At 34.7% G+C, this 12,761-nt stretch carries 10 protein-coding genes; 2 read left to right on the forward strand and 8 right to left on the reverse strand.

Annotated elements, in window-relative coordinates; translation table 11 throughout:
- Positions 1-16: 16 nt before the first annotated feature.
- The 7 genes from L1276_RS19565 to L1276_RS19595 form a co-directional block, all read right to left on the reverse strand.
- Positions 17-2,563, reverse strand: coding sequence for a TonB-dependent receptor (locus tag L1276_RS19565; RefSeq protein ID WP_253790830.1), 2,547 nt, complete (start codon positions 2,561-2,563; stop codon positions 17-19).
- Positions 2,564-2,809: 246 nt separating this feature from the next.
- Entirely contained in the window at positions 2,810-3,223 is a 414-nt protein-coding gene (locus L1276_RS19570; protein WP_053470541.1) for an Rrf2 family transcriptional regulator, read from the reverse strand.
- Positions 3,224-3,315: 92 nt separating this feature from the next.
- On the reverse strand, positions 3,316-4,137 hold the full coding sequence (locus tag L1276_RS19575) for a YgcG family protein (RefSeq protein WP_253790831.1): 822 nt from the start codon (positions 4,135-4,137) through the stop codon (positions 3,316-3,318).
- 3 nt (positions 4,138-4,140) lie between these two features.
- Positions 4,141-4,578 (reverse strand): TPM domain-containing protein, encoded by a 438-nt coding sequence (locus L1276_RS19580; protein WP_253790833.1) that lies wholly within the window; start codon positions 4,576-4,578, stop codon positions 4,141-4,143.
- 35 nt (positions 4,579-4,613) lie between these two features.
- Positions 4,614-5,204: a LemA family protein gene (locus L1276_RS19585; protein ID WP_253790835.1), complete on the reverse strand. Its 591-nt coding sequence runs from the start codon at positions 5,202-5,204 to the stop codon at positions 4,614-4,616.
- A gap of 29 nt (positions 5,205-5,233) precedes the next feature.
- Positions 5,234-5,566 carry a MerR family transcriptional regulator gene (locus L1276_RS19590; protein WP_012023968.1) on the reverse strand — a complete coding sequence of 111 codons (333 nt, stop codon included), beginning with the start codon at positions 5,564-5,566 and terminating at the stop codon, positions 5,234-5,236.
- A gap of 46 nt (positions 5,567-5,612) precedes the next feature.
- On the reverse strand, positions 5,613-6,590 hold the full coding sequence (locus tag L1276_RS19595) for a M23 family metallopeptidase (protein WP_253790836.1): 978 nt from the start codon (positions 6,588-6,590) through the stop codon (positions 5,613-5,615).
- Positions 6,591-6,870: 280 nt separating this feature from the next.
- Here L1276_RS19595 and alaS point away from each other — a divergent pair, with 280 nt between their 5' ends.
- Entirely contained in the window at positions 6,871-9,510 is a 2,640-nt protein-coding gene (gene alaS, locus L1276_RS19600) for an alanine--tRNA ligase (protein ID WP_253790838.1), read from the forward strand.
- 276 nt (positions 9,511-9,786) lie between these two features.
- Here alaS and L1276_RS19605 read toward each other — a convergent pair whose 3' ends face one another.
- The gene (locus L1276_RS19605) at positions 9,787-11,532 is read right to left on the reverse strand and encodes an ABC transporter ATP-binding protein (RefSeq protein ID WP_253790840.1); all 1,746 of its coding nucleotides are present in this window, start codon (positions 11,530-11,532) and stop codon (positions 9,787-9,789) included.
- A gap of 382 nt (positions 11,533-11,914) precedes the next feature.
- On the opposite strand from L1276_RS19605, the gene L1276_RS19610 reads away from it, so the two are divergent.
- Positions 11,915-12,718 carry a hypothetical protein gene (locus L1276_RS19610; RefSeq protein WP_253790842.1) on the forward strand — a complete coding sequence of 268 codons (804 nt, stop codon included), beginning with the start codon at positions 11,915-11,917 and terminating at the stop codon, positions 12,716-12,718.
- Positions 12,719-12,761: the final 43 nt, after the last annotated feature.

The raw sequence follows: 12,761 nt of genomic DNA on the forward strand, positions 1-12,761 counted from the left end.
AACTAACTAACTTTATTTATAGAGAATATTTCAATGTAACTCCATAAGTTCTTTGGTCTCCCAATACACCTGCGTATTGTCCTGCGTTACCACCTGCAGGTAATAATTGCTCGTAGTAATCTTTATTTAAAAGGTTACGTCCCCAAAAGTGAACAGATAATCCCTGCGAAGCACGGAAACCTAAACGAGCGTTAAAAATAGCATATCCTTGAACTACTAAATATTTTGAAGCTGATGGACTTGATGAAAATTCAGAACGAGCATAAGAATCAAGAGCTAAGAAAATTTTTCCTGCGTTTCCAAAAAATCTTGCATTATCAGAAAGCTCACCACCTAAAGATCCTGCCCATCTTGAAGCACCCGGAAGTTCAGATCCGGAAACATCCTTGAAAGATACTGGAGCTCCGGTTTCTTCTAACGGAAGCGGTGCATTAGTAAATTTTTCATAAATAGCATCTGTATAAGTTGCAGCCCCATTTATAGTTAAATGTGAGCTTATAACAAAACTTGCGTCTAACTCAACACCTTGTACTCGTACTTTATCAGCATTTGCAAGATAACCACGGTTTACACCCAATTCAGCTGCCTGAACGTTAGTTTGAAAATCTTTAATGTCTGTTCTAAACGCAGCAATATTGAAGATTGAATTTTTGAAAGGAGAAGTTTTTACCCCAACTTCATAATGATACACTTTTTCTGGTTTGATAACAGCAAGCTCAAGTAACGGTTGTCCGGCTGAGTTTGTTGGTAGTCCGGCTACGTTTACCCCAACTGGTTTGTAACTTTTTGCAAAAGTTCCGTAAGCATTGATTTTATCCGAAGCTTTAAAAGTAACGGTGATATTTCCAGAAAAATCTGTGTTGTCAATAGCAGAGTCAAATGCCTGATCAGAATAAACTTGTCTTTTCAAAGCCAATAATGCTGGATCTGTTGTTTGTAATCCTCCATAAGTAGTACGGGCATAATGAGCATCTTTTTTGTCAAAATTATATCGTAAACCCGGTAAAACATGCAGACGATCTGTAATAGCCCAGTCAATTTGTCCAAAAACTGCCGCACTCGATGCTCTGATATTGGCATCTGTTTTAATTCCGTATCCTTCAAAAAGACCAGGAGTTTTCCATAAAGCACTAGTAGAACTTTGTGCAAATCTCCATTGTGCATTTCCAGATTCTTCAGTACCGTCAGTTTGAGAAGTTTGATCAATAAAGAATACTCCGGCAACACCGCTTATTCTAGATGTCAATTGACCTGCGTAACGCACCTCCTGAGTGATTTGAGTTTGTCTTGTTGGGTTTTGAGATTTAGCCAATACTTGTAATCCTGTAAAGTCTCTGTCATTTGATGGATCCCAATTCCAAAAACGCCATGCCGTTGTAGAAGTAAGAGTTCCTCCTCCAATTTTTGTATCAACATTTAAAGAGAAACCTCCCATATCTTGTCCTGAACGCCATGGAGTATCCTGATCTATTTTACGATCAAATGCATTTTGGCTTGGAAGCTGATAGTTCAAATCTTTAATAATGGCATCAAACTGGCGATAAGCTGCTCTTTGTGTTGGAGCTACTCCTGCAATTACCTGCGCATATCCGTCAGGACGCTGAGTCGTAATATCTGCAGCAAATATAACATTTGTATTTACAGTTGGAGTCCAAAGTAATTGTCCTCTAATTCCTTGATTGTTTAATGTATTAGTTGGTCTTCCTGTTGCAACGTTATCAACTAAACCGTCGCGCTGCGTTCCGGAGAAAGAGATTCTACCGGCTACTTTTTTACCTAAAGCCCCAGTAACAGAAGCTTTAGCCTGTAAGAAAGCATAATTTCCGTAGCTCACTTCAAAATCAGCACCAGAAGTAAAACTTGGTTTGCGGGTTGTAATATTGAAAGCTCCTGAAGTTGTATTTTTTCCAAATAAAGAACCTTGCGGACCACGTAAAACCTCGATTTGTTCAACGTCGATAAAATCAAGAGTTGTTGCTGCCGGACGAGCATAATAAACACCATCAACATAGAAACCTACACCCGGATCAATTCCGTCATTTGTTAATCCGAAAGGAGAGCCTAAACTTCTAATATTAATACCTGTATTTCTTGGGTTTGAAGAATAAAGCTGTACCGAAGGAACTAATTCTTTAATACGGTTTACGTTAAAAGCTCCGGTTTGTTCAGCCTGTTTTCCTGTAATTACAGAAATAGCAATTGGCACATCCTGAACCTTTTCAATACGACGTCTTGAAGAAACGACAACTTCAATAAGTTCGTTTTCTTCTTTTAATGCTACTTGAATTGGATTTACAGGAATTGCAGAAACTTCGATTTCGGCAGTGGTATAACCAACATACTGAATTAAAAGTGTTATCGGTAATCTTCCTTTTGAATCGATTATGAATTTACCGCTGTTGTCGGTAATTGTGCTGTTTGTAGTTCCTTTAACTACTACGTTTACGGCTTCTAACGGAATGTTTTCGCTGGTTTTAACTACACCTTCAATGTTTTGTGCAAATGAGATTGAGAAGGTTAAAAAGAATAATATTGTGAATATGTTTTGTAAAGATGTTTTCATTTTTATATTAAGTATATGTGATTAGTAGAATTTAAAATAAATTTTTTTTAAATCAACATATACACATCATAGATGAATTTCTTTTTACAGAAGCAGAAAGCTTTGTTTGTTTTTGCAAAAGTTTTGATACACCCGATCGACTAAAATGTACTTTCATGTTAAAATTTTTGTAAATGGTTAGTTAATTATTTTGTGCAAATATAAATATTAATTCTATCGATTTACTAGGAATTATAAAATATTTTTTTATTTATTTACTAACGAAGCGATTGTTATACCTTCCATTGCCTTCAAAGTTTTGTCTCTAATCAACATTAAACCGTGGCGCAGACTGCATTCAGACTCGGTTTTGCAATCAGAGCAAGGCTCGTAAAAATTTAAAGAAGCACATGGCAAAAGTGCAATTGCACCATCAAATAATCGGTGAATTTCTGCCAAAGTGATATCATTTTTTGATTTTATCAAATAATATCCGCCAAATTTTCCTTGCTTACTGCTCACAAAACGCCCTCGTTTTAGATCTAATAAAATCTGTTCTAAAAACTTTTTAGGAATGTTAGCGCCATCAGCAATTTCTATAGTTCTAGAAATGTGATTTTCGTCTTGTTCTGCTAAATAAAGTAAGGCCTTAAGGGCGTATTTTGCTTTATGTGATAACATCTATATTGAGTTGTAATTTGTAAAAGTATGAATTTAAATTTGAAACCTAAAACTTGAACGCTGAAACAAAGAAAACTTGAAACAAAATTAGTTTACCAGCTTCCGCCAGACCCTCCGCCAGAGAATCCGCCTCCGCCAAATCCACCGCCGAAACCGCCGCCTCCGCCAGATGATCCTCCGCCAAAACCTCCAAATCCACCGCCGCTGCTTCTGCCAAGACTGCTTAAAAGAATTACATCCATCAGACTTGGACCTCCGCCATTGCTGCCCGAATTTCCTCCACCGCCTCTTTTGCCGCGGGAAAGTAAAATTAATACGATTACAACAATAACAATAAATGGGAGTATTGGAAAGTCTTTACCTCCTTTAGACTGCTTGCGTTCGCCTTTGTATTTTCCTGTAAAAACATCAAAAAGCGCATCGGCACCTTTGTCAAGACCACGATAATAGCTTCCAGCTTTAAATTCAGGGATAATTATGTTCCTTGTAATTTCTCCACCAATTCCTGCGGTTAAACGATCTTCTAATCCATAACCAGGCGAAATCCAAATTCTTCTTTCGGCTTTAGCCAATAAAATCAAAACTCCATTATCTTCTTTTGCCTGCCCAATTCCCCATTCCTGGGCCCATTTTGGTGTAAGAATACCAATATCTTCGCCTTTTAAGCTTTCGATTGTAATAACCACAATTTGAGTTGAAGTTGAATCAGAGTAACGAATTAATTTTTCTTCTAATTGTGTTTTTTCAGAAGCACTTAAAACATTTGCGTAGTCATAAACAGAAGTTTGAAAATCCGGTTTTTTTGGAATATCTAATTGAGCAAAAATAGTATTGCTGATAAAAAATGTGATAAACAAAAGACTAAACTGAAAAACTCTATTGGAATCTGAGATTTTATTTTTGGAATTTTTCATTATTTATCCTTTTGAGATTTCGTTAGATAATTCGTTTGTATCGTCTTCTGTTGAAGGAAAATATTTTTTGAGCTGTTCACCGGCATTTAAAATACCCTCAACAATTCCTTGTTTAAAATTGCCAGTTTTAAAATGATTGGTCATAATTTCTTTTGTGCAATGCCAAAAATCAGCAGCAACTACATCATTTATTCCCTTATCACCGCAAATCACGAAATTTTTGTCTTCAACTGCAAAATAGAGTAATACTCCGTTCTGTAATCTGGTTTCATCCATTCGTAATTCATGAAAAACTTCTAAAGCCCGGTCATAATGAGCTTTAGAAGTTGTTTTTTCTATATGAACTCTAATTTCGCCAGAAGTATTTTTTTCGGCCACACGAATAGCTTCAACAATTTCATGCTCTTCTTCTTTGGATAAAAAATCTTCTACTTTTGACATGAGAAATATTTTAGAGTTTAAATTCTAGATAGAAATTATTTATTAAAATTTACGTCAACTGGTTTATCAGCACCTGTAGAAGCTTCGAAATATGGTTTTTCTTTGTATTCGCTCAAGAACCAGTTGTTCGGGATCTTTAAGACATATCCGTTGTAAACTTGGACAGCCTCGTTAAAACGAGTTCTTGCTGTTAAAATTTGGTTTTCTGTACTAGCCAGTTCATCCTGTAATTTTAAGAAATTTTCATTAGCTTTTAAAGTTGGATATTGTTCAACAGAAACTAATAATTTTGATAATGATGAACTTACACCGCTTTGAGCCTGGTTAAATTGAGCTAATTGCTCAGGAGTTACATTGCTTGGGTCAATAGTTACAGAAGTCGCTTTTGCACGAGCTTCGATTACAGCTGTTAAAGTTGATTTTTCAAAATCAGCCGCACCTTTTACTGTGTTAACTAAATTTCCAATCAGGTCATTTCTTCTTTGGTAAGCTGTTTGAACGTTACCCCATTCTTTATTTACAGCCTGACTGTGTTGTAAAGCAGTATTTTTAATTCCAATCGACCAAAATGCGATAATAGCAATAAATGCTACAATAATTCCAACAGGTATTAACCACTTTTTCATATTAGTTTTGATTTAAGTTTATTTTTTAATTACAATTCGTTTTTGATGTCGTTTAACTGCGTTTTTATGGACTCTAATTTACGTATTATTTCGAATTTATCTAATGTTTTCTTCTGTCCCTCTTTTAAATGCGTTTTTGCTCCTTCAAGTGTAAAGCCTCTTTCTTTTACTAAATGATAAATCAACTGTAAGTTTGTTATATCTTCGGGCGTAAACATTCTGTTGCCTTTGGCGTTCTTTTTTGGTTTTAGAATATCAAATTCGCTGTCCCAAAATCGTATCAATGATGCATTGACATTAAAAGCTTTGGCAACTTCGCCAATGCTGTAATATCTTTTATCTTTTGAAAGCTCAATATGCATGTTTTTTTATTTCTAATTTATTTCAAAAATAATACTTTTTGCAGTATTAATCTAATGACTGATTTTCCTGGTTTGCCATATGTGAAATTGCCACGTATTCTGCCGCCGAAATATTTCCGTAATAGAAGTTCAGCGGGTTAACCACTTTACCGTCTTTATGTACTTCATAATGGCAGTGCGGTCCTTCAGATCTTCCTGTGCTTCCTACATAACCAATTACGTCACCGCGTTTAACATGTTGTCCGGGTCTGCAGTTGTATTTGCTTAAGTGTGCGTACAAACTCTCATATCCAAAACCATGCCTGATCACAACGTGGTTTCCAAAGCCCGAAGCCGTGTTGTCAGCTCTTGCTACAACGCCGTCACCAGTAGCATAAACGGGAGCTCCCGTGTTGGCAGTAAAATCCATTCCGTTATGCATTTTGCGCACTTTCGTGAAAGGATCAATTCTGTACCCAAAACCAGAAGCAACACGTTTTAAATTCTCATTTTGAACAGGCTGAATGGCCGGAATTGCTAACAGTAAATTTTCTTTTGCACCGGCTAGTTTCAGTATTTCATCTAACGATTTCGACTGAATGGCTAATTCTTTTGAAAGTTTATCGACTCTTTTCGTGGTGTTTAAAACCAATTGTGAGTTGTTGTAGCCTTCTAAAACTTTATATCTTTCGGCATTTCTAAAACCCGCTTTTCTGACGGAATCCGGAATCTCGGCTTTATTAAAATATACTCTGTAAATATTATTATCACGTTCTTCTAAAGCATCTGCAGCAGCATCAATTTCGTCAAGTTTTTTATTCAAAATGGAATATTGCAGCTTTAAATTTTCAATTTCACGAGCCTGCAAACGATCTTTTGGTGTTTCAAAGTACGGAGTATTAATTAAAAGTACAAAAACTAAAAAGCCAAACAATGCCGAAGCCACTAAAAACAGTAATGCATAACCAATTTTTATTCTTTTTCTGGTTTTTATTTTCGTATAAGCCAGATTTTCTGAGTCGTAATAATATTTTACTTTCGCCATATTTTAAAATACGCTATTTTTGCTGCTTGTAAAATAAGTTAGACGAACAAAACGAATAAATGTTTCAGTCGTTGACCGCTTTTTTACAAGAACAAAATAATTTGATAATTTGGGGGAATTACATAATTATATAATGCGCAAAATAGGCAATTTATTGTTGTAAAACATAAGTTTTTAGTTTTCAATTTTAAAATTAACGCATTATTAATTGGAGATTATTTCTAATTGTCACATTATCAAATTGACACATTTGTAAACAGATACATTTTCTAATTTAAATATGAAATCACAAGACGTACGTAAACAATTTTTAGATTTTTTTGAGAGTAAAGGACATACAATTGTTCCTTCGGCTCCTATTGTCCTTAAAGACGACCCAACCTTAATGTTCAATAACTCGGGAATGGCCCAGTTTAAAGAATTTTTCTTAGGGAACGGAACTCCAAAAAGTCCTAGAATAGCCGATACGCAAAAATGTCTTCGTGTTTCAGGAAAACATAATGACCTTGAAGAAGTGGGGATCGATACGTATCACCACACAATGTTTGAGATGTTAGGAAACTGGTCTTTTGGAGATTACTTCAAAAAAGAAGCGATTAACTGGGCTTGGGAATTATTGACAGAAGTTTATAAAATTCCAAAAGAAAATCTTTATGTTTCTGTTTTTGAAGGAAGCAAAGAAGACAATGTTCCTTTTGACCAGGAAGCTTGGGATATCTGGAAAACTTTAATCGACGAAGACCGAATTGTTCTAGGAAATAAAAAAGATAATTTCTGGGAAATGGGAGATCAGGGGCCTTGCGGACCTTGTTCTGAAATTCACGTTGATTTACGTTCTGAAGAAGAAAAAGCGCTGAAACCAGGAAAAGGAGAAGTTAATGGTGATAACGCTCAGGTTGTTGAAATCTGGAATAACGTATTTATGGAATTCAACCGTAAAGCAGATGGTTCTCTAGAAAAACTTCCAGCACAACACGTTGATACCGGAATGGGATTTGAGCGTTTGTGTATGGCATTACAAGGAAAAACATCAAACTATGATACTGATGTTTTCATGCCTTTGATTAGAGAAATTGAAACTATTACAGGAGCAAAATATACACCTAATGAAGTAAAAAACATTAGCGATGAACAAAATAAAATGAATATTGCTATTCGTGTTATTGCAGATCACGTTCGTGCAGTTGCTTTTGCTATTGCCGATGGACAATTGCCGTCTAACACTGGAGCTGGCTATGTAATTCGTAGAATTTTACGTCGTGCTATTCGTTACGGATTTACTTTCTTAGGTACAAAAGAACCATTTATTTATAAATTGGTTGAAACTTTGAGCGAGCAAATGGGAGATTCTTTCCCAGAAATCAGAACGCAGAAAGCACTTTGTTCAAATGTAATTCGTGAGGAAGAAAACTCTTTCTTGCGTACGTTAGATCAAGGTTTAATTCTTTTAGATGCTGTAATTTTAAATAATCAAGGAGATACAATCGATGGTAAAAAAGCATTTGAATTGTATGATACGTACGGATTCCCAATCGATTTAACCGCTTTGATTCTTTCTGAGAAAGGATTAAAATTGGACGAAAAAGGATTTCAGGAACAATTGCAATTGCAAAAAGAAAGATCTCGTGCTGCATCAAAAGTAACGGCTGGAGACTGGAATGTAATTGTTGAAGACGATATTCAGGAATTTATTGGTTATGACAGATTATCTCACCAGGTAAAAATCACTAAATACCGTAGAGTTGACAGTGTAAAAGATGGTGAAATCTACCAATTGGTTTTCAATGCAACTCCATTTTACGGAGAAAGCGGAGGCCAAACTGGTGATAAAGGATATTTAGAATCTCAAAATGGAGATATTACTTATATCATTGATACTAAGAAAGAAAATAATCAAACGATCCATTTAACACAATCCTTGCCAGAAAATATTACAGCAACTTTTAATGCGGTTGTTGATGCAAACCAAAGAGCTAAAACTTCGTCAAACCACTCGGCTACGCATTTATTGCACCAAGGTTTACGCAAGATTTTAGGAACTCATATTGAGCAAAAAGGATCGATGGTAAGAAATGCTTCATTGCGTTTTGACTTTTCTCACTTCTCTAAAGTTTCTGATGAAGAATTATTAGAAGTGGAGAACTTTGTAAATGCAAGAATCCGTGAGAGTTTGCCATTAATTGAAAAAAGAGCAATTCCAAAAGATCAGGCTATCGAAGAAGGTGCAATTGCTTTGTTTGGAGAGAAATATGGTGATTTGGTACGTATGATTAAATTCGGTGATTCTGTTGAGTTATGCGGAGGAACACACGTTGCAAATACATCTGATATCTGGCATTTTAAAATTGTTTCTGAAGGTGCTGTTGCATCTGGAATCAGAAGAATTGAAGCAATTACAAGTGAAGCTGCAAAAGAATACTTTGAATCTCAAGCAGTTTCTTTAGGTGAAATTAAAGAAGCGCTTAAAAATGCTCAGGATCCTGTAAAATCGATTTTGGCATTGCAAGACGAAAATGCGCAGTTGAAAAAACAATTGGAAGTTTTATTGAAAGATAAAGCTAAAAACATGAAAGCTGATTTAGCTAAAGAATTACAAGAAATCAATGGAGTTCAGTTCTTAGCAAAACAAGTAGATTTGAATCCAGAAGGAGCAAAAGATTTGGCTTACGAATTGGGTAATTCTTATAATAATCTATTTGTTGTTTTCGCTACAGCTCAGGAAGGAAAACCAATGTTAACGTGTTACATCTCTAAAGAAATTGTCGCTGCCAAAAACTTAAACGCTGGACAAGTGGTTCGCGAATTAGGGAAATATATCCAAGGTGGAGGAGGAGGCCAGCCTTTCTTCGCAACTGCAGGAGGTAAAAATGTTGATGGAATTGGGGAGGCTTTGGCTAAAGCGGTTGATTTCGTGAAGTAAAGAAAAGGTTCTAAGATACTAAGGGACTAAGTTTTTAGAATATTTAAAAAATAAACCCGACAGATTTTTAAAATCTGTCGGGTTTTGTATTTATAGCATTTTGTCATTTCGACTGAAAGGAGAAATCACACGCGGAAATCCGCAAAGGAAGTCGCCAATCTTTGTCGATATACTAGTGTGATTTCTCCTTTCAGTCGAAATGACAAATAGCAAGTTTTTCGATTGTTAAAGAAACTTAGAACCTTAGTGCCTCAGAATCTTAGCACCTTAAAAAAACTATTTTCTCTCCCCAATCTGCTGGCGCCACATAGCGTAGTAGAGACCTTTTTCTACAATCAAATCATCATGTTTACCTTGCTCGATGATTTTACCTTGCTCTAAAACAAAAATTCTGTCAGCGTGCATAACAGTCGATAAACGATGGGCAATTAGAACTGTAATTCGATTTTTATCTGAAATATTTCGAATTGTGGCATTAATTTCTTCTTCGGTGATAGAATCCAACGCAGAAGTTGCTTCATCAAAAATCAATAAATTCGGATTTCGAAGAATAGCTCTGGCAATAGATAAACGTTGTTTTTCTCCACCAGAAACTTTGATTCCGCCTTCGCCAATTGTAGTGTTTAAACCATCTTCGGCACGTCTTAAAAGTTTATCACAGCTTGCACGTTTTAAGGCATCATATAAATCTTCATCGGTTGCATTTGGTTTTACAAACAATAAGTTTTCGCGGATCGTTCCAGAGAACAATTGTGCATCCTGGGTTACAAAACCTAATTGTTTTCTAAGATCCAGCAAATCTATATCTGTTGAATCAATATCATTATATAAAACCTGACCTTCGGCTGGCGTGTATAATCCAACTAATAATTTTACTAAAGTGGTTTTACCAGAACCAGACGGACCTACAAACGCTACAGTCTGACCTTGTTTAATTTCGAAATTGATATTTTCTACGGCCTTAAATTTGGCTGTTTTATGCTGAAAACTAACATTCGAAAATAACAAAGACTGAATTGCTCCAACATGCTTTGGAGTTTTTGGACGAAATTCTTTTGGAGCGCTTAATAAGATTTTGAAATTTTCCATTGAAACTTTTGTTTCGTTCAAAGCAATAATGAAATTTCCAAGTTCCTGAAGTGGACCAAAAATGAAAAAAGTGAAAAATACCATTGTCAGCAAATCACCCACAATAATTTTTCCTCCAAACAAGAAATAATACAATGTAAAAACCACACAGGTTCTTAAAAAGTGAACTGTAGTTCCCTGAATAAAACTCAAGCTTCGAATAAATCGGATTTTTTCTAGCTCTAATTGTAGAATTTTAAAAGTATTCAAGTTCAAACGTTTCTCTTCTTGATACGTTAAGCCAAGACTTTTTACAAGCTCAATGTTACGTAAACTTTCTGTTGTTGAACCCGCCAAAGCATTAGTTTGGTTTACAATTTTCTTAGAAACAACCTTGATTTTTTTCCCTAAATAAGAACTTACTAAGGCAATAATTGGCGCTGTAATTAGAAAAATAATCGAAATTCGGTAATCAATTCGGGCAACATACAGGATTACAAATATGAATCCGATAATGGTTTGAAAAATAAGCGAAATAGAAAGCGTAATCAATTTTTCTGAATCGGAACGCACTTTGGTTAGCTTGCTTAAAGTTTCACCGCTTCGCTGATCTTCAAATTCTGCATACGGAAGATCTAAAGATTTTTTAATTCCGTCAGTATACATTTGAGCGCCAGTTCTCTGAATTACAACATTGGTGAAATAATCCTGAAAGTTTTTGGTAATTCTGGAAATCATGGCCGCACCAAGCGATAGACCAAGCCAGAAGGATAATGATTTAATAAAACCAATTTCGTTTCCTTTGTATTTTGCCAGTCCAACACCGCAATCCTGCATTAATTTACCGGTAATAATAGAATCTGACAAACTGAAACAAATGTTTATGGAGGCCATAATCAAAGCAAAAAACAAAAGCATTTTATGTTTGATTATATAAGAATATAATAATTTCATAGAGTAGTTAAAAAAATGGAAGATGCAAAAGTAAGCAATTGTTTTAGTTTCTGAAGTTCATTTTTGTTATTAAAAATGTAAATCTTTATTTATTCATTTTGCAGAATCGTAAATCTTAATTTTTTTTATTGACCTATGTTTTTAAAAGACATTCTATTTATCTTTTTAGATGATGAAACATAAGAAAATGCGTAAGCATTTATTAAGCATTAGTTCGTAATTAAATTTATTTATAAAAAAATAATAATTATCTATCTATGTTGTTTGTAGTTAGTGTGTTAGTAAATGTTTAAGTTGTATTATGCTCTTAATGTGGAATGCCGTAAGGTTTTGGTTTTGGGTTGTATTACGTTTGCAGAAATAACAAAATTAACCAAGTCAAATGAAAAAAATTTTATGTTTATTCAGCGCTTTATCAATGGTGCTGATTTCTTCTTGTTCAAGTGATGATGATAAAGCCAATGTAATTTTGCCTAAAACCATCAAATATACTAGTATACAATTTCCTTCAGATAACTCTTCATACGTGAGTACTTACAATGGAAATAAAATTGTAAGCGTAAAAGATGAAGCTGGAAGAACTGATTATACTTACGATGGAGACCTAATTGTTAAAGAAGTAAATTACGATACTGAAAGTGGTAAAGATATTATTAGTGATATAGTAACTTACAAATATGCAAACGGAAAATTGGCAGAGTCTATGTATGCAGAAGGGTTTTCAACAGAATATCCTAATGGCGAATATCAAAGCAGAGATGTATATACACATAACGCAGATGGAACTATAAAAAAAGAGCAATACCGAAAAAACACTGAAACTGGAAATGAAGAAAAAAGCATGTATTCTGAGCTGCTTACTTATGCAAATGGTAATTTAATTAAAAGTGTTGAAACCAATACCGAAAACGCTTATACCTTTACAGCAGTATACGAATATGACAATAAAAACAATCCGCTTAAAAACATTTTAGGATTTAATTTGTTAGTTGGTCATAGCGAAGGTGAGGGATCTATCAGCTCTGTTAATAATGTTGTAAAGTATACAGCTTCTTACACTAGTACAGCTTCAACAAATGTATACAAAAGAGAAATTGTATATGACGCAAATGATTATCCGTCAAAAATTACCCAATATAGAAATGATGGAACTACAGTTAGTGAAATAAATGATTATGTTTATTAATTAAGCATATACTTTCATTCTAAAAAACCAAATACTTTTTGTA

This window comes from Flavobacterium sp. HSC-32F16 (assembly GCF_024171645.1).
In the GTDB taxonomy this organism is placed as follows: Bacteria; Bacteroidota; Bacteroidia; order Flavobacteriales; family Flavobacteriaceae; genus Flavobacterium.

Bases quoted from the DNA above. Each gene is read 5' to 3' on its own strand.
- L1276_RS19595 (WP_253790836.1), bottom strand. From the start codon at position 6,590: ATGGCGAAAGTAAAATATTATTACGACTCAGAAAATCTGGCTTATACG.
- L1276_RS19575 (WP_253790831.1), bottom strand. From the start codon at position 4,137: ATGAAAAATTCCAAAAATAAAATCTCAGATTCCAATAGAGTTTTTCAG.
- L1276_RS19605 (WP_253790840.1), bottom strand. From the start codon at position 11,532: ATGAAATTATTATATTCTTATATAATCAAACATAAAATGCTTTTGTTT.
- L1276_RS19585 (WP_253790835.1), bottom strand. From the start codon at position 5,204: ATGAAAAAGTGGTTAATACCTGTTGGAATTATTGTAGCATTTATTGCT.
- L1276_RS19580 (WP_253790833.1), bottom strand. From the start codon at position 4,578: ATGTCAAAAGTAGAAGATTTTTTATCCAAAGAAGAAGAGCATGAAATT.
- alaS (WP_253790838.1), top strand. From the start codon at position 6,871: ATGAAATCACAAGACGTACGTAAACAATTTTTAGATTTTTTTGAGAGT.
- L1276_RS19590 (WP_012023968.1), bottom strand. From the start codon at position 5,566: ATGCATATTGAGCTTTCAAAAGATAAAAGATATTACAGCATTGGCGAA.
- L1276_RS19570 (WP_053470541.1), bottom strand. From the start codon at position 3,223: ATGTTATCACATAAAGCAAAATACGCCCTTAAGGCCTTACTTTATTTA.
- L1276_RS19610 (WP_253790842.1), top strand. From the start codon at position 11,915: ATGAAAAAAATTTTATGTTTATTCAGCGCTTTATCAATGGTGCTGATT.
- L1276_RS19565 (WP_253790830.1), bottom strand. From the start codon at position 2,563: ATGAAAACATCTTTACAAAACATATTCACAATATTATTCTTTTTAACC.